Annotated in this window: 20 protein-coding genes and 1 pseudogene; 12 read left to right on the top strand and 9 right to left on the bottom strand. The window is 62.0% G+C overall.

Annotated features, from left to right (window positions below; genetic code table 11):
• Nucleotides 1-132: 132 nt before the first annotated feature.
• From AC07VG_RS26895 to glnA, 5 genes are all read right to left on the bottom strand, one after another.
• Nucleotides 133-768 (bottom strand): DUF4124 domain-containing protein, encoded by a 636-nt coding sequence (locus tag AC07VG_RS26895; RefSeq protein WP_495004753.1) that lies wholly within the window; start codon nt 766-768, stop codon nt 133-135.
• 7 nt (nt 769-775) lie between these two features.
• The gene (locus AC07VG_RS26890; RefSeq protein WP_495004752.1) at nt 776-1300 is read right to left on the bottom strand and encodes a DUF4124 domain-containing protein; all 525 of its coding nucleotides are present in this window, start codon (nt 1298-1300) and stop codon (nt 776-778) included.
• A gap of 83 nt (nt 1301-1383) precedes the next feature.
• Entirely contained in the window at nt 1384-1953 is a 570-nt protein-coding gene (locus AC07VG_RS26885) for a chorismate mutase (RefSeq protein WP_495022201.1), read from the bottom strand.
• A 231-nt stretch (nt 1954-2184) separates the two neighbouring features.
• Nucleotides 2185-2571, bottom strand: a complete 387-nt coding sequence (locus AC07VG_RS26880) for a cupin domain-containing protein (protein WP_495004750.1) — start codon at nt 2569-2571, stop codon at nt 2185-2187.
• 204 nt (nt 2572-2775) lie between these two features.
• Nucleotides 2776-4182, bottom strand: coding sequence for a type I glutamate--ammonia ligase (gene glnA, locus AC07VG_RS26875; protein ID WP_495004749.1), 1407 nt, complete (start codon nt 4180-4182; stop codon nt 2776-2778).
• A 332-nt stretch (nt 4183-4514) separates the two neighbouring features.
• Between glnA and thiI the strand changes: the two genes are divergently transcribed.
• Nucleotides 4515-5969, top strand: coding sequence for a tRNA uracil 4-sulfurtransferase ThiI (gene thiI, locus AC07VG_RS26870; protein WP_495004748.1), 1455 nt, complete (start codon nt 4515-4517; stop codon nt 5967-5969).
• Nucleotides 5970-6108: 139 nt separating this feature from the next.
• Nucleotides 6109-7929, top strand: coding sequence for a translational GTPase TypA (gene typA / locus AC07VG_RS26865; RefSeq protein WP_100940353.1), 1821 nt, complete (start codon nt 6109-6111; stop codon nt 7927-7929).
• A gap of 207 nt (nt 7930-8136) precedes the next feature.
• Here typA and AC07VG_RS26860 read toward each other — a convergent pair whose 3' ends face one another.
• A complete protein-coding gene (locus tag AC07VG_RS26860) occupies nt 8137-8571 on the bottom strand; it encodes a YkgJ family cysteine cluster protein (RefSeq protein ID WP_248798095.1) in 435 nt (144 codons plus the stop codon).
• A 265-nt stretch (nt 8572-8836) separates the two neighbouring features.
• Here AC07VG_RS26860 and AC07VG_RS26855 point away from each other — a divergent pair, with 265 nt between their 5' ends.
• From AC07VG_RS26855 to AC07VG_RS26835, 5 genes are all read left to right on the top strand, one after another.
• Nucleotides 8837-11287, top strand: coding sequence for a glycogen/starch/alpha-glucan phosphorylase (locus AC07VG_RS26855; RefSeq protein ID WP_495004747.1), 2451 nt, complete (start codon nt 8837-8839; stop codon nt 11285-11287).
• A gap of 97 nt (nt 11288-11384) precedes the next feature.
• Nucleotides 11385-15026, top strand: coding sequence for a DUF2339 domain-containing protein (locus AC07VG_RS26850; protein ID WP_495022200.1), 3642 nt, complete (start codon nt 11385-11387; stop codon nt 15024-15026).
• Nucleotides 15026-16387, top strand: coding sequence for a DUF3999 domain-containing protein (locus AC07VG_RS26845; RefSeq protein WP_495022199.1), 1362 nt, complete (start codon nt 15026-15028; stop codon nt 16385-16387). The genes AC07VG_RS26850 and AC07VG_RS26845 overlap by 1 nt, the downstream gene beginning before the upstream one ends.
• A gap of 267 nt (nt 16388-16654) precedes the next feature.
• Nucleotides 16655-17665, top strand: a complete 1011-nt coding sequence (locus AC07VG_RS26840) for a class 1 fructose-bisphosphatase (protein ID WP_495004744.1) — start codon at nt 16655-16657, stop codon at nt 17663-17665.
• Nucleotides 17666-17669: 4 nt separating this feature from the next.
• Complete coding sequence (locus tag AC07VG_RS26835) at nt 17670-18272, top strand: DUF924 family protein (RefSeq protein WP_495004743.1); 603 nt, start codon at nt 17670-17672, stop codon at nt 18270-18272.
• 135 nt (nt 18273-18407) lie between these two features.
• Here AC07VG_RS26835 and AC07VG_RS26830 read toward each other — a convergent pair whose 3' ends face one another.
• Both AC07VG_RS26830 and AC07VG_RS26825 read right to left on the bottom strand, forming a co-directional pair.
• Entirely contained in the window at nt 18408-19172 is a 765-nt protein-coding gene (locus tag AC07VG_RS26830) for a methyl-accepting chemotaxis protein (protein WP_495004756.1), read from the bottom strand.
• 93 nt (nt 19173-19265) lie between these two features.
• Nucleotides 19266-20300: pseudogene (locus tag AC07VG_RS26825) on the bottom strand (HAMP domain-containing protein); the annotation flags it as partial.
• A gap of 402 nt (nt 20301-20702) precedes the next feature.
• Between AC07VG_RS26825 and AC07VG_RS26820 the strand changes: the two are divergent.
• Complete coding sequence (locus tag AC07VG_RS26820) at nt 20703-20957, top strand: hypothetical protein (RefSeq protein WP_103495495.1); 255 nt, start codon at nt 20703-20705, stop codon at nt 20955-20957.
• A 30-nt stretch (nt 20958-20987) separates the two neighbouring features.
• Nucleotides 20988-21545 carry a lipocalin family protein gene (locus AC07VG_RS26815; RefSeq protein ID WP_495004742.1) on the top strand — a complete coding sequence of 186 codons (558 nt, stop codon included), beginning with the start codon at nt 20988-20990 and terminating at the stop codon, nt 21543-21545.
• 123 nt (nt 21546-21668) lie between these two features.
• On the opposite strand, the gene AC07VG_RS26810 is transcribed toward AC07VG_RS26815, so the two are convergent.
• Nucleotides 21669-23033 carry a formimidoylglutamate deiminase gene (locus AC07VG_RS26810; RefSeq protein WP_495004741.1) on the bottom strand — a complete coding sequence of 455 codons (1365 nt, stop codon included), beginning with the start codon at nt 23031-23033 and terminating at the stop codon, nt 21669-21671.
• Between the two features lie 144 nt (nt 23034-23177).
• On the opposite strand from AC07VG_RS26810, the gene hutC reads away from it, so the two are divergent.
• The 3 genes from hutC to AC07VG_RS26795 all read left to right on the top strand — a co-directional run.
• A complete protein-coding gene (gene hutC, locus AC07VG_RS26805; RefSeq protein WP_152737845.1) occupies nt 23178-23888 on the top strand; it encodes a histidine utilization transcriptional repressor HutC in 711 nt (236 codons plus the stop codon).
• Nucleotides 23885-24463, top strand: coding sequence for a HutD/Ves family protein (locus tag AC07VG_RS26800; RefSeq protein ID WP_495004740.1), 579 nt, complete (start codon nt 23885-23887; stop codon nt 24461-24463). Before hutC ends, AC07VG_RS26800 begins: the two co-directional genes overlap by 4 nt.
• Before the next feature lie 490 nt (nt 24464-24953).
• Nucleotides 24954-25065 (top strand): hypothetical protein (locus tag AC07VG_RS26795; protein ID WP_495004755.1); only part of this gene is annotated, 112 nt, incomplete at its 3' end.

Here is a 25065-nt window from a genome sequence, read left to right as displayed (position 1 = left end):
CTGAAATGGGCGTTTCAGGCGCGATTGAGTGGCGTTCTGCCAGGTTCGGCGGGTACTTTCGAACCAAAATGGGTTTTGGTTCGGGCGAGTGTGCAGTTTAGTGCACCAATGTGGTGCCCTGGTTGGCGCAGCTCAAAGGAAGGGAAAAATGCTGCTGCTTTCTTCTGCGGGCTTGTCCGCCAGCGGGCATTCCGGCCGCTGGCCATAGTCGGCGAGCTGGCAGGGGTTGGCCTGGCGTTTCTGCGCCAACGAGATGCGGACCATCTGGAAGGGTTGGTTGGCGGTACGTTCGGCGATCCGTCCCTGGTCGTCGAGGATCTCCACCGCGAGCTGGTGGCTGCCGCGGTCGATGTTGTTCAAGGCAAACACCGGACTGGGGCCGGGCGCCGCGGTGGGTTTGCCGTCCAGCAGCAGGCGATAGGTATGCCCGGGCATCAGCCCGGGTTCGCTGGTGACGCTGACAATCAGGTTGCCTTCGGTGCTACGGATGGTGGCATCGGGGTCCGGCACCAGGATACGTAGCATCTGGTAATGGGAGATCGGCCGGGCCTTGGGCTTTTCCGGCGTGGCTGGCGAAGGTCGCGGGGCCGTCGGTGTCAGCGACAGGCGATTGACCGGCGGCAGGGGCACCGCTTTGGCGCCGGCACGGTGCTGGTCGGTGAAGACCCGATTGCCCTGGCTGTCGGTGTAGGTATAGATCTCGGCCAGCGCCGAGCCGGCGCAAAGCGTCATGAGCAGCGGCAGCAGGCGGATGAAAGCTCGAATCATGAGTGGCTCAAGGCTTGTGCACCCGCTGGACGGTAAAAGGCACGATGGCGCTTTGCTGCACGACCTGTTCGCCCGCCAGAACCTGGACGCCGAGGGTGTGGTCACCGCGGTCGATATTCACCAGTTGCAGGCGCGGCACATTGCTCGGCTGGCCGTAGGGCGCGCCGTCGAGCACCAGGCGCAGCAGATGCTGGCGTTGCAGGCGCGGCTCCATCTTCACGCCGACGGTAAAGGTGCCGTTATTGGCGCGCAGAGCTTCCTGGGTCGGGATGTCCGTCAATTCCAGGGTGCTGTAGGCCGCGCCAGTATTGGCCGGTTTCGCCGCCGAGGTCGCCGGTGTGGGTATCGCCGGCGTGTTCGACTGCTGCAGGCCCACGCTGTTGAGCGGCGGCAGTTCCACGGTCTGCGCGGCGGCACCGTCGGGCGGCTGGTTGCTATAGGCCGTGTTGCCGTTGGCATCGGTGTACTTGTAGATCTGTGCGGCGGCTGGCAAGGCGACGGCCACTAGCAGCAAGAGAAGGCTTCGACCCATGGGCGCTCCCGATAATGGTCCTGGCGGTGACAGCTCGCCCAGATGCTTCAGGGTGTCAGCATAGAGCACAACCTTCAACGGCTTCAGCGCCCGCTGAGGCACAACTCGCCCACGGCGCGAATCAACGCCAGGTCATGGATCTCGTCGGTGCTCAGGATCTGGCGCTCCTGGGCCAGCCAGGTCGGGCACTGCGGGTCCTGCCGGGAGGCGGCGAAGGCAGCGTAGTGTTGCAGCAGGCGGACTTGCAGTTGGTCGAGGGCCGGGCGGATCTGCTTCACCAGGTCGGGCCGGGCGATGGTCGGGGCCTTGCCTGCGGCGTGCCACTTGGCTAGCAGGGCGTATTGCACCAGCTTGTTGGCTTCGATCTGGGCGGCGAGGAATTGGCTGACGTCTTCAGGGTTGAGCTGGTAGGTGGCGGCCTGTTGCGCGGCGTTGGCGATGACTTGCTGCTCGCGCTGGCTGTCCTGGATCGGTTTGCCGCTGTCCCATTTGGTCAGGGCGACCTGATCGGCGATCTCCAGGCGTTCGCTCACGGCCTGGAGCAGGGGCGCCAGGGACGCGGGTGCTGGCGTGGCGTTCGGGGTTGCGGCGCAGGCGCCGGTGCTGAGAAGGATAAGCAGCAGCGGGCTGGCAAGGCGTTTTTTCAGGTGCATGGAGCGAGCTTCGTCCGGAAGGTGGGCACAGGGCCTTGAGTAAACGTCACAAGCGCGGCCTGGCGCCAGCTTCTTTTCATGAAAAAATGTCGACGTGTCCCGGGATGCCATTCGCGGCGGGGGATCTTGAAAGCACCACAAAACCTGTGAGCTGGCTTGCCGGCGATGGGGCCGGCAAGCCTTGCATCACCCTCGCGGACGCCATCGCCGGCAAGCCAGTTCCTACAGGGCTCAGAGGTCCGATTCCGAGAGCGGCACGCCCTCGGTGCCGGCATAGAACACCAGCAGGTCCACCGGAACCGCACCGGTCTTGGCGCGATGCTGGATGTTGACCAGCGCCGCTATTGTGTCGCCCTGTTTCAATAGCGTGTTATGGCCGCCTTCCCGGGTCTCGACCCACACTTCGCCCGACAGGATGTAGGCGGCGCTGGGAATCGGATGGATGTGCCAGCCCAGTTCAGTGTCGGCCGGGATATTGACCTGCAGCAGGGTCAGTTCCGGTGGCCCCTTGGGATAGCGTTCGTAAGGTGTGCCGTCCCAGGAGCTCGTGCTGCGCAGCAGCACCTGAGCGGAGGGCAGGGGCGGGGTTGGTGGCTTGGGTGTCGAGATCGATATCATGTGCTGGTTTCCAGGTTAACGTCCTTGTACCGCGCGTTACACGCGATGCCTGTGGTTCCCGTCACGAGGTCGGGAGTCCAAGTTAACGCCGTGCCGCACCGTCCTGCCAGCCTTGAAACGTTTCAAGAAATCTCGATTTTTGCCCATGAAAAAGGCCACCCGAAGGTGGCCTTTTGTTACGTCGCTTGCGCGAGCGTGACTGGATCAGCAGCTGTAGTACAGCTCGTATTCCAGTGGGTGTACGAAGGTGCGGACCTTGATTTCTTCTTCGCTTTTCAGCTCGATGTAGGTATCGATGAAGTCGTCGCTGAATACGCCGCCTTTGGTCAGGAACGCGCGACCTTTGTCCAGCTCTTCCAGGGCTTCTTTCAGGCTACCGCAAACCTGTGGGATTTCCTTGGCCTCTTCAGGCGGCAGGTCATACAGGTTTTTGTCAGCTGCATCGCCAGGGTGGATCTTGTTCTGGATACCGTCCAGGCCGGCCATCATCAGTGCGGCGAAGGCCAGGTAAGGGTTGGCAGCCGGATCCGGGAAGCGTGCTTCGATACGACGAGCTTTAGGGCTGTTGACGTAAGGAATGCGGATCGAGGCGGAACGGTTGCGTGCCGAGTAGGCCAGCATCACTGGAGCTTCGAAACCTGGGACCAGACGCTTGTAGGAGTTGGTCGACGGGTTGGTGAAGCCGTTCAGGGCCTTGCCGTGCTTGATGATGCCGCCGATGAAGTACAGGGCGGTGTCGGACAGGCCGGCATAGCCTTCGCCAGCGAAGGTGTTCTTGCCATCTTTGGAGATGGACATGTGAACGTGCATACCCGAGCCGTTATCGCCGTACAGCGGTTTTGGCATGAAGGTCGCGGTACGGCCGTAGGCATCCGCCACGTTGTGTACGCAGTACTTCAGGGTCTGGACTTCGTCAGCCTTGTTGACCAGGGTGTTGAACTTCACACCGATTTCGTTCTGGCCGGCAGTCGCCACTTCGTGGTGGTGAACTTCGACGGTCTGGCCCATCTCTTCCAGTGCGTTGCACATGGAGGTACGGATTTCGTGGTCGTGGTCGAACGGTGGAACCGGGAAGTAGCCGCCTTTGATACCTGGACGGTGGCCTTTGTTGCCGCCTTCCACGTCCTGGTCGGACATCCACGAACCTTGTTCGGAGAAGATCTTGAACATGGAACCGGAGATGTCGGACTTGAACTTGACCGAATCGAAGATGAAGAACTCAGGCTCAGGACCGAAGAACGCAGTGTCGCCGATACCGGTCGACTTCAGGTATTCCTCGGCGCGACGGGCGATCGCGCGTGGGTCGCGGTCGTAGCCCTGCATGGTCGAAGGCTCGATCACGTCGCAGACCAGGATCAGGGTCGGCTCTTCGGTGAACGGGTCGAGTACGGCGGTGTTGTCATCCGGCATCAGGATCATGTCGGAGGCTTCGATGCCTTTCCAGCCGGAGATGGAGGAGCCGTCGAACATTTTGCCGATTTCGAAGAATTCGTCATCCAGTGCATCACGGGCCGGCATGGTCACGTGGTGCTGAGTGCCTTTGGTATCAGTGAAGCGCAGATCAATCCATTTAACGTCATGATCTTTGATGAGTTGAACCGACTTCGACATGGTGTCCTCCGGGTGGCTTCGGGCTGGGTAGTGGAGTTAGCCCTGGAAAGAGTGGTGATGCCGGCGCGAATATCGGCCAAGGCAACCTGCCTCACAAGAGAGCAAATTGCATGCCAGTGCCCCGCGATGGGTTTTTTGCCCCAATCTCAAGCGTTGCAGCGAGCATAGGAGAATTTCTGGGCGTTTGTTGCACCATTATGAGTCTAAAATAATTGATGACGACCTGTTTTGGTGCGTGCAAAACCGTCCGCACAATAACTGGTTAAACCTTGAGCAATTTCCGCTATAATCCGCGCCCCCCTTTTTCGGCTGGCCCTTCGCGCGCTGTTTTCATGAAACTTATCGTAAAAGTCTTCCCCGAAATCACCATTAAAAGCCGCCCTGTCCGGATGCGTTTCATCCGCCAGTTGGCCAAGAACATCCGTACCGTGCTCCGTGATCTGGACCCGGCCGTGGTGGTGAACGGCGTGTGGGACAACCTCGAGCTGGAAACCGCGCTGAGCGAGCCCAAGGCCTTGCTGGAGCTGACCGAGCGCCTGTGTTGCATGCCGGGCATCGCGCATTTCCTGCAGGTCGACGAATACCCGTTGGGCGACTTCGACGACATCACCGCCAAGTGCAAGCAGCACTTCGGCGCGGCCCTGCCCGGGAAGATTTTTTCGGTGCGCTGCAAGCGCGCCGGCAAGCACGGTTTCACCTCCATGGACGTGGAGAAATACGTCGGCAGCCAGTTGCGCCGACAGTGCAATGCCGCCGGAATCTCCCTCAAAGAGCCGGAAATCGAAGTGCGAATGGAAATTCGCGACCAACGGTTGTTTGTCATCCACAGCCAGCACAATGGCCTGGGCGGCTACCCGCTGGGTTCCATCGAGCAGACGCTGGTGCTGATGTCCGGCGGTTTCGACTCCACCGTGGCCGCCTATCTGATGATGCGCCGCGGCCTGATGAGCCACTTCTGCTTCTTCAACCTCGGTGGCCGCGCCCATGAGCTGGGAGTGATGGAAGTCGCCCACTTCCTCTGGAAGAAGTACGGCAGCTCCCAGCGGGTGCTGTTTGTCAGCGTGCCATTCGAGGAAGTGCTGGGAGAAATTCTCGGCAAAGTCGATAACAGTCATATGGGCGTAGTATTGAAGCGTATGATGTTGCGCGCTGCTTCCGTCATGGCTGATCGACTGGATATCAGTGCGTTGGTGACCGGCGAAGCGATTTCCCAGGTTTCCAGCCAGACGCTGCCGAACCTGTCGGTGATCGACTGCGTGACCGAGAAGCTGGTGATTCGCCCGCTGATCGCCAGTCACAAGCAGGACATCATCAACCTGGCGAGTGAGATCGGCACGGCGGATTTCGCCAAGCATATGCCGGAATATTGCGGGGTCATTTCGGTGAACCCCAAGACCCACGCCAAGCGCAACCGCGTGGAGTACGAAGAACAACAGTTCGACATGGCGATTCTCGAGCGGGCGCTCGAGCGGGCCAAACTGGTGCCAATCGATCGGGTCATCGACGAACTGGGCCAGGATTTGCAGATCGAAGAAGTCAGCGAAGCGCTGGCTGGTCATATCGTGATCGACATCCGTCACCCGGATGCCCAGGACGAAGACCCGCTGGAGATCGCTGGCATCGAGGTACAAGCGATGCCGTTTTATGCAGTGAACGCTCGTTTCAAGGAACTGGACCCTACTCGCCAGTACCTGTTGTATTGCGACAAAGGCGTGATGAGTCGCCTGCATGCCCACCATTTGCTCAGTGAGGGGCATGCCAATGTGCGCGTTTATCGACCGAGCTAAGTGCCCGGGGCTGTTTGCCTGTGGCTTGCGTCACCGGCCCCCCGACGCCGCCGTCAAGCTGTAACGGCCTTGCCGGACTCTGCTGTAAATCGCTGCCAAGACTTGTCAGCACACCGAATCCTCTGATCGAGATACACAAGTGATCGAAAATCTACGCAACATCGCCATCATTGCTCACGTTGACCATGGTAAGACCACCCTGGTAGACAAACTCTTGCGTCAATCCGGCACCCTGGAGCGCAACGAGCTCAACGACGAGCGCGTGATGGACTCCAACGACCAGGAGAAAGAGCGCGGTATTACCATTCTGGCGAAAAACACCGCCATCAACTGGAACGGCTACCACATCAACATCGTGGACACCCCGGGCCACGCCGACTTCGGCGGCGAAGTTGAACGTGTAATGTCGATGGTTGACTCCGTTCTGCTGCTGGTTGACGCTCAAGACGGCCCTATGCCGCAAACCCGTTTCGTGACCAAGAAGGCCTTCGAAGCCGGCCTGCGTCCAATCGTGGTGATCAACAAGGTCGACCGTCCAGGCGCGCGTCCGGACTGGGTTCTGGACCAGATCTTCGACCTGTTCGACAACCTCGGCGCCACCGAAGAACAGCTGGACTTCAAAGTCGTCTACGCCTCGGCCCTGAACGGTATTGCCGGTCTGGAACACACCGCCATGGCGGAAGACATGACCCCGCTGTACCAGGCCATCGTTGACCACGTTCCAGCGCCACAAGTTGACCGTGACGGCCCGTTCCAGATGCAAATCTCGGCACTGGACTACAACAGCTTCCTGGGTGTTATCGGCGTTGGCCGTATCGCCCGCGGTCGCGTCAAGCCGAACACTCAAGTTGTGGCTATCGACGTTGACGGCAAGAAGCGTAACGGTCGTATCCTCAAGCTGATGGGTCACCACGGTCTGCACCGTATCGACGTTGAAGAAGCAGCTGCCGGCGACATCGTCTGCATCAGCGGCTTCGACCAGCTGTTCATCTCCGACACGCTGTGCGACCCACTGAACGTCGAAGCGATGAAGCCGCTGACCGTTGACGAACCTACCGTTTCCATGACCTTCCAGGTTAACGACTCGCCGTTCTGCGGTCGTGAAGGCAAGTTCGTCACCAGCCGTAACATCAAGGAACGTCTGGACAAGGAACTGCTCTACAACGTTGCCCTGCGCGTTGAAGAAGGCGATACCGCCGACAAGTTCAAAGTCTCCGGCCGTGGTGAGCTGCACCTCTCGGTACTGATCGAAACCATGCGTCGCGAAGGCTTCGAAATGGGTGTCGGTCGTCCGGAAGTGATCATCCGCCTGGTTGACGGCGTCAAGCACGAACCGTACGAAAACGTGACCATCGACCTGCCGGAAGAATCCCAGGGTTCGATCATGGAACAGATCGGTATCCGTAAAGGCGACCTGACCAACATGGTTCCGGATGGCAAGGGCCGTGTGCGCCTTGAGTACAACATCCCGGCTCGTGGCCTGATCGGTTTCCGTAACGAGTTCCTGACCCTGACCTCCGGTGCGGGCATCCTGACCTCGATCTTCGACCGTTACGACGTGATGAAGTCCGGCGACATGTCCGGCCGTCAGAACGGCGTGCTGGTTTCGGTGGCTACCGGTAAGGCTCTGACTTACTCGCTGGAAACCCTGCAAGCGCGCGGCAAACTGTTCCTGGGTCACGGTGAAGACGTGTACGAAGGTCAAATCGTCGGTATCAACAGCCGCGACAACGACCTGGGCGTCAACCCAACCAAAGGCAAGAAGCTCGACAACATGCGTGCTTCGGGTAAAGACGAAACCATCGCTCTGGTTCCGCCTATCCGCTTCACCCTGGAGCAGGCTCTGGAGTTCGTGCAAGAAGACGAACTGTGTGAAGTCACGCCTAAGTCCATCCGTCTTCGCAAGAAGATCCTGGGCGAAAGCGAGCGTACCCGCGCTGCCAAGAAGTCCGGTAACTAAGTCATTTAGTTAGCTGGCAAAAAAAACGCCCCCGACCGCAAGGTCGGGGGCGTTTTTGTTTGTCTGGCTTATGGGGCGTCGCACACCTTGTCAGGGGGGCGATGCTCTTGTGGGAGCGGAGCTTGCCCGCGAAGCTTCTGGGGGCTTCGAAGGCCCCTTCGCGGGCAAGCTCCGCTCCCACAGGGCTGGTGTTTCAAGGGGTGTTGATCAGAAGTTGTACAGCATCTTGTCCGGCGCCGGGCGTTCCGGGGTCTTGGGCTTGTAGGCGCAATAGCCAGGGCGTGGCCCGATTTTTGGATGGTTTCGGCAGGTGTCCGGACGTTTTTCGTAAATGGTGCACAGCCTTGACTTGCGATCCAGGTACAGGCAATCGTTGTTGCTCATGCGCTGCAAGGTGAAGATCTCGGACTTCTGGTTGTAGCGTTCGACGATCCCTTCCTTCTGCAGGCGCTTGGCGATGTTCTTCGGCGGGTCGCCACGCTCGAATTCGTCGACGATGCCGATGCGGATCAGGTCCTTGATCTTGACTTCCACCGGCAAGGTGCAGCAACTGGACATGCAGCCTCCGCACATATGGCTGGAGTACTTCTGCCAGGTTTCGAGGCGGTCGAGTTCCGCGGCGGCGATCAGGGTAGGTTTCATCCGGCTGTTGTCCAGGGTGTATCAGGGCGCGCGATGATACCGGGGCTGGTGGATTTGTGAACAACCTTTTGACGGTTTTTCGTACAAATGCGTCTTTGCAGGGAGATTTCCACCGGACTGCATGCTTTTGGGGCAGAACCGCTTCTTCGGGTTTTCCCGAGGCCATCGGTAAAAAACGCCGAACCTGCGCCGTCGCCCCGTGTCGAACGGTCTAGGCTCAGAAAACTTGTCTTTCAAATCGTCCATCTCGCTAGAGGTTGTATCGATGTCTCAGGAACCGCTTGTCCGTGAAGCCGAGGTCGCCGCTTTTCGCGACGCTGTCCTCGCCAAACTTACATACGCGGTGGGCAAGGACCCGGACCACGCGTTTGATCATGACTGGTTCGAGGCCATTGCCTTGGCCGCCCGCGACCATATGGTCGAGCGCTGGATGGACCACACCCGGCATATCTACCGCAAGGGCCAGAAGCGGGTGTATTACCTTTCTCTGGAATTTCTGATCGGACGGTTGCTGTACGACAGCCTGAGCAACCTCGGCTTGCTGGAGATCGTTCGTGAGGCGCTGGTGGAGCTCGGCGTGGACCTGGAGCGGATTCGCCTGCTGGAGCCCGATGCGGCGCTTGGCAACGGTGGCCTGGGGCGCCTGGCGGCGTGTTTCATGGAAAGCATGTCGACCCTTGGCATCGCCGGCCATGGCTATGGCATCCGCTACGAGCACGGCTTGTTCCGCCAGGCCATCGTCGATGGCTGGCAGCAGGAGCAGACCGAGAACTGGCTGGATTTCGGCAACCCCTGGGAGTTCGAGCGCGCCGAAGTGATCTATCCCGTGGGTTTCGGCGGCCAGGTGCAGACCGTCACCGACGAAAACGGTGCGACCTGCCAGGTCTGGACGCCCTCGGAAACCGTGCGGGCGGTGGCCTATGACACACCCGTGGTGGGTTGGCGCGGGGCCAGTGTGAACACCCTGCGGCTGTGGCGCGCGCGGGCGACCGAAGAGCTGCACCTGGAGCGCTTCAACGCCGGCGACCACCTCGGCGCGGTGGCCGAGGTGGCGCGAGCCGAGAGTATTTCCCGGGTTCTCTACCCGGCCGACAGTACCGAGGCCGGCCAGGAGCTGCGACTGCGCCAGGAGTACTTCTTTGTCTCCGCGTCGTTGCAGGACCTGCTGCGTCGGCACAAGAACATGCACGACTCGGTGCTCAGCCTCGGCGAGCACGCGGCGATCCAGCTCAACGATACGCACCCCTCGATTGCCGTGGCCGAGTTGATGCGCCAACTGGTCGACCTGCACGATATCGCCTGGGACGCGGCTTGGCAGGTCACCGTCGAAACGCTTTCCTACACCAACCACACCTTGCTCCCCGAAGCCCTGGAAACCTGGCCGGTGGGCCTGATGGAGCGCATGCTGCCGCGGCATATGCAGATCATCTACCTGATCAACGCCCAGCACATCGATTCGCTGCGGGCCAAGGGCATCCACGATTTCGACGTGCTGCGCGCGGTCTCGCTGATCGAGGAGGACAACGGTCGACGGGTGCGCATGGGCAATCTGGCATTCCTCGGTTCCCATAGCGTCAATGGCGTTTCCGGGCTGCACACCCAATTGATGCGCAGCACGGTGTTCTCCGAACTGCACAAACTCTACCCGGAGCGGATCAACAACAAGACCAACGGCATCACCTTCCGCCGCTGGCTCTACCAGGCCAACCCGAAACTCACCGCCATGATGGTCGACGCCGTGGGCCCGGAGCTGCTCGACAACCCCGAGGCGTTGCTGCTGGGCCTGGAGCCCTTTGCCGAGAAGGCCGGCTTTCGCAAGCAGTTCGCCGAACAGCGCCTGCACAGCAAGCGGGCCCTGGCGGCGCTGATTCATGAGCGCCTGGGGATTGCGATCAATCCGGCGGCGATGTTCGACGTGCAGGTCAAGCGCATCCACGAGTACAAGCGCCAGTTGCTCAACCTGCTGCACACCGTGGCCCTGTACCAGGCGATCCGGGCCGAGCCGGAAATCGACTGGGTACCGCGGGTGAAGATCTTCGCCGGCAAGGCGGCGGCCAGTTACCACCAGGCCAAGCTGATCATCAAGCTGGCCAACGACATCGCCCGCACGGTCAACCACGACCCGACCGTGCGCGGTCTGCTCAAGGTGGTGTTCCTGCCCAACTACAACGTCAGCCTGGCGGAAAGCATCATCCCGGCGGCGGACCTGTCGGAGCAGATTTCCACCGCGGGCTTCGAGGCCTCGGGCACCAGCAACATGAAGTTCGGCCTCAATGGCGCGCTGACCATCGGCACCATGGACGGGGCCAACGTCGAGATGTGCGAGCGGATCGGCGAAGAACACATGTTCATCTTCGGTCTCAGCGCCCAGCAGGTGGAGTCGCGCAAACATAATGGCGAGTTCAGCGCGGCGGCGGATGTGGCGGCCTCGCATCGACTCAACGATGTGCTGCAAGCCATTCGTGGCGGAGTGTTTTCACCGGATGATCCGGCACGCTATGTCGGGCTGGTGGATTCGCTGATCGACTATGACCGCTTCCTGGTCTGCGCCGATTTCGACTCCTACTGGGACGCCCAGACCCGGGTCGAAGCCCATTGGCACGACTCCAAGGAATGGTGGCGTTCTGCCGTACTTAACAGCGCGCGAATGGGCTGGTTCTCCTCGGACCGGACGATTCGTGAGTACGCCACGGACATCTGGAAAGCACTGGAGTAACTTTTTGCGACAAGTTGTGCGCCCGGCCCCACTTTGCGGGGGGCCGGATCGATATACTACGCGGCATATTTTCGGACGCCGCATAGGGATATCGCGCATGCAATGGATTCTGATGCTGGTGGGCCTGGCGCTGGGCTGGCTGGTGGACTCGGTGTTCACCGACGCTCTGATCGGTGCACTGCTGGGGCTGGGTATCGGCCAGAGTTTCCGCCTGATGAGCCTGGGCCGGCGGGCCGCGGAGCAAGTGCTTCAACTGGAACAGGCGCAAAAAGCCCTGGCGACTGTCGAGCTGCGCGTACGCCAGCTCGAAATCGCCTCGGGCAGGGCGCCGGAACCGTCGGTTGCCCCGTTGCTCACTGAGGTGACGCCCGAGGTTGCCGAGCAGGCGCCACCATCGGTCGCCGAGCAAGCCCAGGCAGAACAAGCCGCCGAACCGATCCCCGAAGCCCTGCGCGCCGTTCCCGAGTTGGTTTGGGAACTGCCGGTCGAACTCCAGGAGCCCCAGCGCGAAACACCGCGTTCCGAAAATGTACCTCCTGAGGTCGATGCCTGGGCGCCGGAACCGGTCATGGTCGCCTCCCGCGAGCCACAAGCGCCTCGCGCCCCTCGCGAACCGAACCTGGTCGAGCGTGCCCTGGCCGGCGCGCGCAACTGGCTGTTCGGCGGCAATACGGTGTTGCGTGTCGGTGTGCTCCTGCTGTTCCTCGGCCTGGCCTTCCTGCTGCGGTATGCCACCGAAGGCATGGTGGTGCCGATCGAGGCGCGTTACGCCGGGGTCGCCACCTGTGCCCTGGGCCTGCTCGGGCTCGGTTGGTGGCTGCGTTTGCGCAACAGCAACTACGCATTGATGCTGCAAGGCACCGGGGTCGCGGTGCTGTACCTGACGGTGTTTGCGGCGATGCGCCTGCATCCGCTGCTCGATCCGTCGGCGGCCCTCGGTCTGCTGGTGGCGGTCACGCTGTTCTCGGCGATTCTCGCGATCACCCAGGATGCCCTCGGCCTGGCCGCCGCTGCCGCCCTGGGCGGCTTCGCCGCACCGATTCTGACTTCCACCGGCAGCGGCAACCATGTGGCGCTGTTCAGCTATTTTGCCTTGCTCAACGCCGGCATCCTGGCGATCGCCTGGTTCAAGACCTGGCGCTTGCTCAACCTGATCGGTTTTGTCGGCACCTTCGGGATCGGCTTCGCCTGGGGCCTGCGTTCGTATAAACCGGAGTTGCTGTGGAGCACTGAACCCTTCCTGGTGTTGTTCTTCCTGATGTACCTGGCGATCGGCCTGCTGTTCGCCCGGCGTAAATTGCGCGAGATGGCCGCCGGGCCCGAGGACGACAGCCGTGAAGCGCTGCTGCGCTGGTCGGCCCGCCAGGGCGACTATGTCGACGGCGCCATGCTGTTCGGCCCGCCGCTGGTGGGCTTCGGCCTGCAATTCGCGGTGGTCCAGCATCTGCCGTTCGCGGCGGCATTCAGTGCCCTGGCCCTGGGCATTATCTACATGGGGCTGGCGCGGATACTCGCTGGCGGTCGCGCCTTGCTGCTGGGGGAAACCTGCCTGGCCCTGGGCGTGATCTTCGCCAGCCTGGCGATCCCGCTGGGCCTGGATGCCCGTTGGACCTCCGCGGCCTGGGCGGTGGAAGGCGCGGGTATCTTCTGGCTTGGCCTGCGCCAACAGCGGCCATTGGCCCGGGCGTTTGCCCTGTTGTTGCAGATCGGTTCGGCGCTGGCGTTTCTCGGCAAGCTGCAACTCGGTGAAACCAGCCTGCTGGACGGCGCGCCGCTGGGCGCCTTGCTGCTGGGTGGGGCCTTGTTGTTCAGCTTCCAGCAAGTACGCAAGGCGCTGCCTGAGCAGCTCTCGTCCTGGGAGTGCAGTCTGGCACCGGTGCTGGCCTGCAGCGGCCTGACCTTCCTCTACCTGCTGGCGCCGTTGTTCTTCTTCACCCAGGGCACGGCGATCAGTTGGGCGCTGGCCGGGTTGGCGACCCTGTTGGTCGGCCTGCGTCTGCAATCGCGCAGTTTCCTGTTCAGTGCCTTTGCCGTGCAACTGCTCGGCGGCGCGCTGTTCCTGCTGCGCCTGCAAGGTGCCGAGGGCGACTCGACGGCGGTGTTCAACGCCGGCTGGAGCGGCCTGATGAGCGCTTCGCTGATCGGTCTGTCCCTGATCGCCGGGATGCTGTTGGCGGCCCGCGACGAGATGGTGCGCAACGATGTGCGCCTGCTGCGCGGGCTGTCTGTGGTGTTGCTGGCGGGGCTGGTGCTGATCAACCTCGCCGTGCTGTTCGTCCTGCCGTGGGAAACCGCCAGTGGGGTCTGGGCCGCCAGCGGCCTGTTGATCATCTGGCTGAGCCTGTATTTGCAGCAGCGGGTGAGTTTCGTCTTTGGCCTGCTGTTGCAGGTGATCGGCGGCGCGGCGTTCCTCATGGCCGAGCCGGAGCTGTTCCGCGCGCTGTCCGCCGAGGGTCTGCGGCCATTGGCCCACAGCGGTTTCTGGACGCCGATGGTGCTGAGCCTGGCGGCGATGATCGGCGCCTGGCGCTTGCAGCGTGGCCGCCAGGCCGCGGCCTTCGACGCCCTGAGCCTGGCCGGCCTGTCCAATGTCCTGCTGGTCTGGGGCGCGTTGTGGTGGGGGCTGGCCTGGGTCAGCGAAATCCTGCGGTTTGTCCCGGCGCATCTCCAGGCCCAGGCGTTGCTAGGGCTGGCCGCGGCCAGTGTGGCGCTCTGGACACTGTTGGCCTCGCGGCTGAACTGGCCGACCTTGGGCCGGCTCTGCAGCTTGTTGACACCGGTTGCGCTGGCGGTGCTCTACGACGCCTGGTACCCGGCTTATCACCCGGTGGCGGATTATGGCTGGCTGGCCTGGGCGGCGGTGTTTGTCGTGCACCTGCTGTCCTTGCGCCGCCTGGCGCCGATCCTGCCAGGTCGGGCCCTGAGTTATGCGCATGTGCTGGGCTGCTGGCTGATCCTCGGCGTGCTGGCGCTGGAGTTGCGTTTTGCTCTGATGAGCCTGTCCGAACACTACAACGCCTGGCGCTGGCTGGGCTGGGCGATCCTGCCGAGCCTCTATCTGGTGCTGATGGCCGCGCCACGCCAGTGGCCATGGCCGGTGGCGGCGTACCCGCGCGAATATCGCCTCTATGCTGCCTTGCCCCTGGCTGGGCTGATGTTGGCCTGGTTCTGGCTGGCGAATACCTTCAGCGACGGTCAGGCCGAGCCGCTGCCTTATGTGCCGCTGCTCAACCCGTTGGAGCTGGGCCTGATGTTTGCCCTGCTGGGGATCTACCTCTGGTCGCAGAGCGCCGTGGCGCAATGGGCGTTACGCCGCGACTATGCGCAGTGGGTCACCCAGGCCGTCGCCGGGCTTTCGCTGTTCGCCTTTATCAGCGCGCTGGTGATGCGTACCGCGCACCACTGGGGCGGTGTGCCGTTCAACCTGGATGACCTCCTGGCGTCGATGCAGGTGCAGGCCGGCCTGTCGATTGCCTGGACCCTGATTGCCCTGGGCCTGATGATCGGCGGGCATCTGCGCCATCGTCGCGAGGTCTGGCTGGTGGGCGCGGCGCTGATCGCCGTGGTGGTCGCCAAGCTGTTCTTTGTCGAATTGAGCAACCGTGGCGGACTGGCGCGGATTGTCTCGTTCATCGGTGTGGGCGTGCTGTTGCTGGTGGTCGGTTACTTTGCGCCGTTGCCACCCAAGCGTCCGGACCCTGAGCCGGAGACTGCGGAAACTGAAGGGGTGTCGTCTTGATGGGCAACTCGAGCCGGTGCTGGTTGGGCATCATGGGGCTGTGTGCGGCGCTGTCGGCGTTCGCTCAGGAAAAACCGACCGACTACAGCACCCAGGTGCCCTTGACCCTGAGTGGCGAGGGCCCCTGGTATCGCTTGGAGCTGCCGCTGACGCTGCAGTTGCGCGCGCGCCAGGCCGACCTCAGCGATGTGCGGGTGTTCAACGCCGCCGGCGAGCCCCAGGCCTATGCCCTGGCGCGGGAGCAGGCGCAGGCGACCCAGAGCCATAGCCTGACGGATGTGAAGTGGTTCCCGCTGTACAACTCGGCCGATGCGCCCCAGGCCACGCCGAGCGTGCGGGTCCAGTCGTCGGCCAACGGCACCCTGGTCGAGGTGAGCCCCGCGGGTCAGTTGAAAGCCGGCGGAGAAGTGCTGCGCGGCTGGCTGTTGGATGCCAGCGCGATCAAGACGCCGTTGCAGCAGTTGCTACTGGACTGGAGCAGCGAGCGCGACGGCTTCCAGCGTTTCAGCATCGAGGCCAGCGACGACTTGCAGCACTGGCAGGCCTGGGGCGATGGGCAGGTGGCGCGTTTGTCCTTTGCCGACGAACGGGTGGAGCAGCATGAAGTTGCCTTGCCGGGGTTGTCGGCGCGTTACTTGCGGCTGTTGTGGCAGTCGCCGCAGACGGCGCCGGTGCTCAGTTCGGCAAAGTTGGCCAGTTCCACTACCAGCAGCCTGCCGTTGCCGCTGCTATGGTCGCAGCCGTTGGCCGGGACGAGCGCCAAGGCTGGCGAATACACCTGGCAGCTACCGCTCGGCCTGCCCCTTGAGCAGGTGCGGGTCGAGCTGGCGCAGGCCAACAGCCTGGCGCCGGTGAGCTTGTACGGGCGTCAGGACGGCAATGCAGCCTGGCAGACGCTGAGCAGCGGTTTGCTCTATCGCCTGACCCAGAATGGCCAGGACGTGGTCCAGGACCAGTTGCAGTTGCCCGGGCGGGCCGTGGCGCAATTGAAACTGGTGGTCGATGAGCGCGGCGGTGGCCTGGGCGCACAAGCGCCGACCTTGCGTTTCGCGGTGCGCGGCACCCAATTGGTGTTCCTGGCCCGTGGCGAGCCGCCGTTTTCCCTGGCTCTGGGCAATCCGACGGTCAAGGCGACGAACCTGTCGTTGTCGACCTTGATTCCCGATTACAGTCCGCAGCGTCTGGCGGGCTTGGGCAAGGCCACGGCCAGCGGCGGCGCGGTGACCACGCTGCAGCCGCCGGTGGTGCCGGTTGCGCTGGGCACCGATTGGAAGAAGATCGGCTTGTGGGCGGTGCTGCTGCTGGGGGTGGCCGCTTTGGCCGGAATGGCCTTCAGCCTGTTGCGCAAACCGCAGGTATAAGCACCTTGCCTGGAACTTTGTAGGAGCCGGCTTGCCGGCGATGGCGGCCGATAAGGCGATGCAAGGCTCACTGGCCTCATCGCTGGCAAGCCAGCTCCCACAAGGTTCGTGTCATGGTCGGGGACCGAAGAATTCCGGTGCTTTTGGACTACGCGCAACCCGGTCCTTGAACTCTCCGTGTCGGAACTCGGTCTGACAGGAGGCAATACATGTCGACTCGCGTTAAACTGAGCAGGTTTTCAGCCCCCCCCATCTCCGGAGCCATCCATGTCCCGCGTTACCTTGAGTCGCTATTTGATTGAGCAGACCCGCAGCAACAACACGCCTGCCGATCTGCGTTTCCTGATCGAAGTGGTCGCGCGTGCTTGCAAGGAAATCAGCCATGCCGTCTCCAAAGGCGCGCTGGGTGGGGTTCTGGGCAGCATGGGGACAGAGAACGTACAGGGCGAAGTGCAGAAGAAGCTCGACGTGCTTTCCAACGAAATCCTCCTCGAAGCCAACGAATGGGGCGGTCACCTGGCCGGCATGGCGTCCGAAGAAATGGACAATGCCTACCAGATCCCGGGCAAATACCCGAAAGGCGCCTACCTGCTGGTATTCGACCCACTGGACGGCTCGTCGAACATCGATATCAACGCACCGGTCGGTACTATCTTCTCGGTGCTGCGTTGCCCGAATGAACACCTGAGCCAGAACGAAGCCTTGAACGAAAAGGCCTTCCTGCAGCCAGGTACCGAGCAGGTCGCCGCCGGTTATGCCATCTACGGCCCGCAGACCATGCTGGTACTGACCCTGGGTGATGGCGTGAAAGGCTTTACCCTTGACCGTGAAATGGGCAGCTTCGTGCTGACCCATGAAGACATCAGGATCCCGGCTTCCACTCAGGAATTCGCGATCAACATGTCCAATCAGCGTCACTGGGAAGCTCCGGTACAACGCTACGTCGGCGAATTGCTGGCCGGCGAAGAAGGCCCGCTGAAAAAGAACTACAACATGCGCTGGGTCGCCGCGATGGTTGCGGACGTGCACCGTATCCTGACCCGTGGCGGCCTGTTCATGTATCCGCGCGACAGCCGCGAGCCGTCCAAGCCGGGCAAACTGCGCCTGATGTACGAAGCCAACCCGATGTCGTTCCTGGTGGAACAGGCCGGCGGCGCGTCCACCAACGGCCACCAGCGTATTCTCGACATCCAGCCGGAAGGTCTGCACCAGCGTGTTGCGGTGTTCCTCGGTTCCAAGGAAGAAGTGGAACGGGTCACCGGTTACCACAAGGGCTGAAGCCATGTCCGCGCCCTGGCAGCCCTTGCTTGAGTGGTGGTTCGGTTCAGCCGGGACACCCGCCGCGATGGTGGCTGACAAGGGCCGGTTGTGGTTCGGCAAGCGTGACAGCCAGGACCTTGAGGCGCGCGAGCGTTTCGGGGTCCAGGTCGAGCAGGCACTGGCTGGCGATTTGGCCGAGTGGACGCAATGTCCCGAAGGCTGGCTGGCACTGGTGATCCTGCTTGATCAACTACCGCGGATGATCTTCCGCGAGACCCCCAAGGCTTTCTCCGGTGATGCCCGCGCCCAGGCGTTGGTGGCACAGGGCGTGGCTGCGGATTTCGATCGGCGGCTGTCGGCGATGCAGCGGGTGTTTGTTTACCTGGTGTTCGAGCACTGCGAGCATTTGGCTGTGCAGAATGAGGCGGTGTCGCGCTTTGTGGCGCTGCTGGCGGAGCAGGTGGAGGCGGATCGGGCGATCTTTGCCGATTATCTGGACTATGCCGAACGGCATCGCGAGGTCATTGCCCGGTTTGGGCGCTTTCCCCATCGCAATGCCATTCTCGGGCGTGAGTCCACGGTCGAGGAAGTGGCGTTTTTGCGGGAGCCGGGTTCACGCTTCTGACCCGGTTTTGAATCCAGGCGCGGACCTTGTGGGAGCTGGCTTGCCGGCGATGAGGCCATTGAGCCTTGCATCGCCTGAGCGGGCGCCATCGCCGGCAAGCCAGCTCCTACAGGTTTTGCTGTGTCCTGTAGGTCGTCAGATCCGGAAACTACCCACCAACTGCTTCAACCGCGCCGCCTGCTGTTCCAGGTCCGCACACGCGCGCAAGGTCGATTGCAGGTTTTCCACGCCTTCCTGGTTCAGCGTGTTGATCTCGGTAATGTCGACGTTGATCGATTCCACCACTGCTGTCTGTTCTTCGGTCGCGGTCGCCACCGACTGGTTCATGCCGTCGATCTCGCCGATCCGCTGGGTCACGCTGCCCAACCGTTCGCCGGCCTGGTTGGCAATGCTGACGCTGCTTTCGCTCTGACGCTGGCTGTCGGTCATGATGCTCACCGCTGCCCGGGCACCAACCTGCAATTCCTCGATCATCTTCTGCACTTGCTGCGCCGAATCCTGGGTGCGGTGCGCCAGGTTGCGCACCTCATCGGCTACCACCGCAAACCCGCGTCCGGCTTCACCGGCCCGGGCCGCCTCGATGGCCGCGTTGAGCGCCAGCAGGTTGGTCTGCTGGGAAATACCGCTAATCACTTCGAGGATCTGCCCGATATTCACCGTGTTGCTGTTCAGGGTTTCGATATTGCCGCACGAATCGCTGATCTTGGCCGACAGTTGTTGCATCGCGCTGATGGTTTTATCCACCACCTGCTGGCCGTCTTCGGCCAGGCTGCGAGCTTCGCTGGAGTGCTGCGAGGCGAGGGCGGCGTTCTGCGCGATTTCCTGGGCCGCGGCGCCGAGCTGGTTGATCGCCGCCGCCACGCTGCTGGTGCGGTTGGCCTGCTGGTCGGAGTTGAGCATCGACGAGTTGGAGGCGCTGACCACCCGCAAGGCCACTTCGTTGACCTGGCCGGTGGCCGAGGCCACTTCGCGGATCGAGCTGTGGATACGTTCGACGAAGCGGTTGAAGGACATGCCCAGGGTGCCGAATTCATCGTGACCGTGGATGACCAGGCGTTTGGTCAAGTCGCCTTCACCTTCGGCGATGTCATGCATGGCGCGGCCCATCAGGTGCAGCGGCTGCATCAGCACGCGGATCAGCATGCCGAGCAGGGCGATGATGATGATCACGGCGATCACCGTGGCGATGATCGCCGAGGTCCGGAACTCGCTGAGCATGGAGAACGCGGTGTCCTGGTCGAGCACCAGGGCGACGTACCAGTCCACCGAAGACACGCCGTTTACGTGGGTGAAGGAGATGAACTGCTGCTTGCCGTCCACCTCGACTTCCTTGAGCCCGGCACTGATTTTCGGGGCCCCGGTCGGATAAGCGTCAGAAAGGCTTTTCAGGATCAGCTTGCTGTCCGGGTGAATCAGAATCTTGCCATCGGCGCTGACGATGAACGCCTGCCCGTGGCCGCCGAAGTTCAGTGAGTTGATGATGGCGCTGACGCTGCCCAGGTCGATATCGGCGCCGGTCACGCCGATAAACTGGCCCTGGTGCTGCACCGGGGTGGCCAGGGTGATGACCAGCTTGCCGGAGGAGGCGGCGATGTAGGGTTCGGTGACGATGGTCTGTTGGGCGGCGGTGGCGGCCTTGTACCAGCCACGTGCACGCGGATCGTAGTCGGCGGCACGGTTGCCCACCGGAATCGAGGTCATCACGCCTTCCGCGCTGCCGAAATAGCTGAGCTGGAAGTTGCTGGCATAGGCGGGCAGGCCGATGGCGTGTTTCAGGCTGTCGGCGGAGCTGCCGTCCGCGGCGATCTGCTGGGACAGCGATTGCAGCAGCTGAATGCGACTTTCCAACCAGGTCTGGATGTTGCTGGTGGTCAGGCTGCCCAGCGCCTGCATCGAGTCTTCGGTGCTGTGGCGCAGGGCCGCGCGCTGGCGGTAGTCGTTGAACAGGATGAAGCAGGCGAACGCCACTGCGACCACCAGGGCCGCCGCCAACAGAATCTTATGGCTGAACTTGAAGTTTTTGGTCATGAAATAGGCTGTCCACAGGGGGGGCTGGTCACCGGGGGGCGTCAATTTGCCACAGGTTATGACCTGTGGGGCAATTTCTCTTGGGCAACGTCGGTGTCGGAAGTCCTTGTCCTGCTTTTCCATTGTTCGCCATGGCGGGGCGTAGTGCCTTGAACATCGGCCTACGGGCCTTCCATACAGGCGAAATGGTATTACCTGAATATGTCGACACTTTTGCGTTGAATATTAATTTTCGGCCGACAAAGCCGACGAAATGCCGGTTTCGCTGAAAAAAAGCCGCTGAAAATCCTTGAAGGAAATCACTGTAAGAAAAGCGCTGGGGCTCGGGAACCAGATGGCCCTTTTCTCTTCTAAGCTTGCGGTAGGCAGCCGTGCCCACCTTTGAGCCCCAGGAGTTCCCCCATGTCGTTGCGCTCTCTCGCCCTTTTGTCGTTCTGCGTACTGTTGGTCGCATGCAGCAAGGTCAATCAGGAAAACTACTCGAAAATCTCCGCGGGCATGGCCAAGGCCGATGTCGAGAAACTGCTCGGTTCACCTTCGGACTGTTCCGGCGCGCTTGGCATGTCCAGTTGCACCTGGGGTAACAAGAACAGCTTTATCAGCGTGCAGTATGCCGGTGACAAAGTCCTGATGTTTTCCGGGCAAGGCCTGAAGTAAACCGGGGCGATCGCCCGCGGGAGAAGAACAATGTTGCGTTTAGTGGTTACTCTTTTGGCCGGCTTGTTGCTGGCCGGTTGCGCTACGTTCGGCGACGATTTGGCGCCCAAGACGGCAGGTCACGTGGACCTGAAACGTTACCAGGGCACCTGGTACGAGCTGGCGCGGATGCCGATGTATTTCCAGCGCAATTGCGCGCAGTCGGAAGCCCGCTACAGTCTGATGGCGGATGGCAAGATGGCGGTGTTCAACCGTTGCCTGACCGAGCAGTGGACCTGGGAAGAAGCCAAGGGCACGGCGACGCCGCAGGTGCCGGAGCAAACCGACAAGCTGTGGGTGAAGTTCGATAACTGGTTCACGTCGATGTTGCCTGGCGTGGCCAAGGCCGATTACTGGATCCTGTATGTCAGCGACGACTACAAGACGGCGATTGTCGGCAATCCGAATCGTCGCTACCTGTGGTTGTTGTCACGGACGACCAAGGTCACTGCGGAGACTCGTGAGGACCTGCTGAGCCGGGCGCGCCAGCAGGGTTACGACACCACCCGGCTGATCTGGCGTACCCCGGATGCGAAGATGCCCAACTGAATCACGCACCTGGTAGGAACCGGCTTGCCGGCGGTGGCGTCCGAATCGGCGCCGTAAGGCTCAAGGGCCTCATCGCTGGCAAGCCAGTTCCTACATGGGATGTGATCGACAAGGTTTTCGGGTTCAGTTCAGCAGGTCGCGCAGCACTTGGGTAAACGCCTGGGCGCTTTCTTCTTCGCCCGCATGCCGTCCACCGCGCACCGCCCACTGGCCGTTGACCATCACATCGCGTACCTGGCGGTCGCCACCGGCGAACAGCCAGCGGTTGAGAATGCCGTCGTCCTGGGCCGTTGCCAGGTACGGATCGCTGCCGTCGAGCACCAGCCAGTCGGCGCGCTTGCCGATTTCCAGTCGACCGATCGCTTGCCCCAGGGCCTGGGCGCCGCCGTCCAATGCCGCGTCATACAGCGTGCGGCCGACCATCGGCTGATCAGCGCGGTACAAGCGATTACGCCGCTGGTCGCGCAGGCGCTGGCCATATTCCAGCCAGCGCAGTTCTTCGACCACGCTCAAGGACACATGGCTGTCGGAACCGATGCCCATCCGCCCGCCCTGGGCGAGGAAATCCACGGCCGGGAAAATTCCGTCGCCGAGATTGGCCTCGGTGGTCAGGCACAGCCCGGCAATCGCCCGGCTGCGGGCCATGCGCGTAACTTCCTCGGCGTCGGCGTGGGTCGCGTGCACCAGGCACCAGCGCTCATCCACCTCGACATGGTCGTATAGCCATTGCAACGGACGCTTACCGCTCCAGCTCAGGCAGTCGTCGACTTCCTTCTGTTGCTCGGCGATATGGATATGCACCGGGCAGTGCTTGTCGCTGGCGGCCAGTACTTCATTGATCTGTTGTGGCGTCACCGCCCGCAACGAGTGAAAGCACAGCCCCAGGGCCTGGGCCGGCTGTTTGGCGAGCAATGGCTGCAAACGTGCCTGCAACTTCAGGTAATTCTCGGTGCTGTTGATAAAACGGCGTTGCCCGTCGTTGGGCGCCTGGCCGCCGAAACCGGAATGGCTGTAGAGCACCGGTAGCAGGGTCAGGCCGATACCGGCGGCGCTGGCCGCCTGGCTGATGCGCAGGGCCAGTTCGGCCGGATCGGCGTAGGGCTGGCCATTGGTGTCGTGATGCACATAGTGGAATTCGGCCACCGAGGTGTAGCCGGCCTTGAGCATCTCGATGTACAACTGACGGGCGATGATGCCCATTTGCTCCGGGCTGATCTTGCCCACCAGGCGATACATCAGGTCGCGCCAGGTCCAGAAGCTGTCGTTGGGATTGCCGGCCACTTCCGCCAGCCCGCCCATGGCGCGCTGGAAAGCGTGGGAATGCAGGTTCGGCATGCCCGGCAGCAGCGGGCCACCCAGCCGTTCGGCACCTTCTGCATGGGAATCGGCCTGGACCTGGGTCAGCACGCCCGCGGCGTTGACCTCCAGGCGTACGTTGTTGGCCCATCCACTAGGCAGCAGCGCGCGTTCGGCAAAGAAGGCGGACATGGTTAAGCACCCCATCGTGTGTTATTTGTATATACATATACAGACGTTTGCGTGCCCGGTAAACTCCGGCAAGCTAGCCATCTTTGAATCAAACAAGGATTTCCCGTGCCGACTCTGCCTGCCAACCACTCGCTGGCTGCCCATATGGGCGATAGTCCGGCGCCGCTATACGCCCGCGTCAAACAGATGATCAGCCAGCAGATCGATAGCGGAAACTGGCCGCCGCATTACCGCGTGCCGTCCGAAAGCGAGCTGGTGGAGCAGCTGGGCTACAGCCGCATGACGATCAACCGGGCCCTGCGGGAAATGACCGCCGAAGGCCTGCTGGTGCGGATGCAGGGGGTCGGCACTTTCGTCGCCGAGCCGAAGAGCCAGTCGGCGCTGTTCGAAGTGCATAACATCGCCGACGAGATCGCCTCGCGTGGTCACCGGCACACCTGCAAGATCATCACCCTTGGCGAAGAGGCCGCTGGTTCCGAGCGTGCCGTGGCTCTGGACATGCGTGAAGGGCAAAAGGTGTTCCACTCGCTGATCGTGCATTTCGAGAACGATATCCCGGTGCAGATCGAGGATCGCTTCGTCAACGCACTGGTGGCGCCGGACTACCTCAAGCAGGATTTCACCCTGCAGACGCCTTACGCTTACCTGTCCCAGGTCGCGCCGCTGACCGAGGGCGAGCATGTGGTCGAAGCCATCCTCGCCGAGGCTGAGGAGTGCAAGTTGTTGCAGATCGAGCCGGGCGAGCCGTGCCTGCTGATTCGTCGCCGGACCTGGTCCGGTCGTCAGCCGGTGACCGCCGCCCGTCTGATCCACCCCGGTTCCCGTCATCGTCTGGAAGGACGCTTTAGCAAATGAGTCAGTTGAAAGTCTTGCGCGCGGCGGATTACCCGCGCATGCCGTGGAAGAACGGCGGCGGCAGCACCGAGGAAATCACCCGGGACGCGGGCGAGGGCCTGGACGGTTTCGGCTGGCGCCTGTCGATTGCCGATATCGGCGAGTCGGGCGGGTTTTCCACCTTTGCCGGTTATGAGCGGATCATTACCGTGCTGCAAGGCGCGGGCATGACCTTGCAGGTGGATGGCCAGCGCACGCGGGCCTTGTTGCCGCTGGACCCGTTTGCCTTCAGCGGTGCCAGCCAGGTCAGTTGCAGCCTGATCGAGGGACCGATCCGCGACTTCAACCTGATCTATGCGCCGGATCGCTACCGCGCGCGCCTGCAATGGCTCGATGCCGCGCAGCCCAAGCGCTTTTTCAGTTCAGCGGCGGTGTTGTTGATTTTCAGCGTCAGCGAGCAATTGCATGTCGGCCTGGGTAACAGTGGCTATGAAATGCTGGGGCGGCATGATTGCCTGCAGCTGGACAGTAACGACGGGCTGCTGGAAGTGGCGGTGACCGGGCGTTGTTGTGTGATTGAGCTGACTCCCGCCTGACAGGTGGGTGAGCAGAATGCTGTTTAGCTAAGGCCGAGCGCGGTCCCTGTGGGAGCAGAGCTTGCTCGCGAACAGGCCCTTGAGGTCGCTAAAAGCTTCGCGGGCAAGCACCGCTCCCACAGTTACGCTCGCCACAAGAACGGTGCATCCAGCCCGTCCCATTTTGTTACCGAACGCCCCAGCATGGCGCAAAATCCTGTCTCGGTAACAGCTTCCTACCTGCAGCCTGTCATCCTCCTACAATTTCACTCTCCGCCAGAAGCCACGTCCCACGGGCCCTGCGGGCTATTCTTAAAAATTCTTCCACTCGCGATTTGCAAGTTGGCCGCCTGATTGCATATGCTTGTATGTACAAGTAAAGATGTGTGCGTATGAGTCAGTAGAGAGATCGACGCACCACCCTAATTTCCGCTTGTGCCGGGGCCTTCCCCCCACAGGCTCGCTCGCCCACTGCCTGGGCTGGTTTGGACGATCGCAGAGGAGTTATTTCGTGACTGAGAATACCCAGAAACCTACCGCCACTTTTACCAAGCGCCGTGACGTTGAAATCCGCGCCGCCCGTGGCAACAAGCTGACCGCCAAAAGCTGGCTGACCGAAGCGC

The organism is Pseudomonas sp. GW821-FHT03C07 (assembly GCF_059420925.1).
This window is presented reverse-complemented; position numbering and strand designations above follow the sequence as displayed.

Coding starts and splice junctions, on each gene's coding strand:
- AC07VG_RS26815 (WP_495004742.1), top strand. CDS start 20,988: ATGTTGCGTTTAGTGGTTACTCTTTTGGCCGGCTTGTTGCTGGCCGGT.
- AC07VG_RS26800 (WP_495004740.1), top strand. CDS start 23,885: ATGAGTCAGTTGAAAGTCTTGCGCGCGGCGGATTACCCGCGCATGCCG.
- AC07VG_RS26880 (WP_495004750.1), bottom strand. CDS start 2,571: ATGATATCGATCTCGACACCCAAGCCACCAACCCCGCCCCTGCCCTCC.
- AC07VG_RS26845 (WP_495022199.1), top strand. CDS start 15,026: ATGGGCAACTCGAGCCGGTGCTGGTTGGGCATCATGGGGCTGTGTGCG.
- AC07VG_RS26855 (WP_495004747.1), top strand. CDS start 8,837: ATGTCTCAGGAACCGCTTGTCCGTGAAGCCGAGGTCGCCGCTTTTCGC.
- AC07VG_RS26890 (WP_495004752.1), bottom strand. CDS start 1,300: ATGGGTCGAAGCCTTCTCTTGCTGCTAGTGGCCGTCGCCTTGCCAGCC.
- AC07VG_RS26860 (WP_248798095.1), bottom strand. CDS start 8,571: ATGAAACCTACCCTGATCGCCGCCGCGGAACTCGACCGCCTCGAAACC.
- AC07VG_RS26820 (WP_103495495.1), top strand. CDS start 20,703: ATGTCGTTGCGCTCTCTCGCCCTTTTGTCGTTCTGCGTACTGTTGGTC.
- AC07VG_RS26835 (WP_495004743.1), top strand. CDS start 17,670: ATGTCCGCGCCCTGGCAGCCCTTGCTTGAGTGGTGGTTCGGTTCAGCC.
- AC07VG_RS26810 (WP_495004741.1), bottom strand. CDS start 23,033: ATGTCCGCCTTCTTTGCCGAACGCGCGCTGCTGCCTAGTGGATGGGCC.
- thiI (WP_495004748.1), top strand. CDS start 4,515: ATGAAACTTATCGTAAAAGTCTTCCCCGAAATCACCATTAAAAGCCGC.
- hutC (WP_152737845.1), top strand. CDS start 23,178: ATGGGCGATAGTCCGGCGCCGCTATACGCCCGCGTCAAACAGATGATC.
- AC07VG_RS26840 (WP_495004744.1), top strand. CDS start 16,655: ATGTCCCGCGTTACCTTGAGTCGCTATTTGATTGAGCAGACCCGCAGC.
- AC07VG_RS26830 (WP_495004756.1), bottom strand. CDS start 19,172: ATGCTCAACTCCGACCAGCAGGCCAACCGCACCAGCAGCGTGGCGGCG.
- AC07VG_RS26850 (WP_495022200.1), top strand. CDS start 11,385: ATGCAATGGATTCTGATGCTGGTGGGCCTGGCGCTGGGCTGGCTGGTG.
- glnA (WP_495004749.1), bottom strand. CDS start 4,182: ATGTCGAAGTCGGTTCAACTCATCAAAGATCATGACGTTAAATGGATT.
- AC07VG_RS26885 (WP_495022201.1), bottom strand. CDS start 1,953: ATGCACCTGAAAAAACGCCTTGCCAGCCCGCTGCTGCTTATCCTTCTC.
- AC07VG_RS26895 (WP_495004753.1), bottom strand. CDS start 768: ATGATTCGAGCTTTCATCCGCCTGCTGCCGCTGCTCATGACGCTTTGC.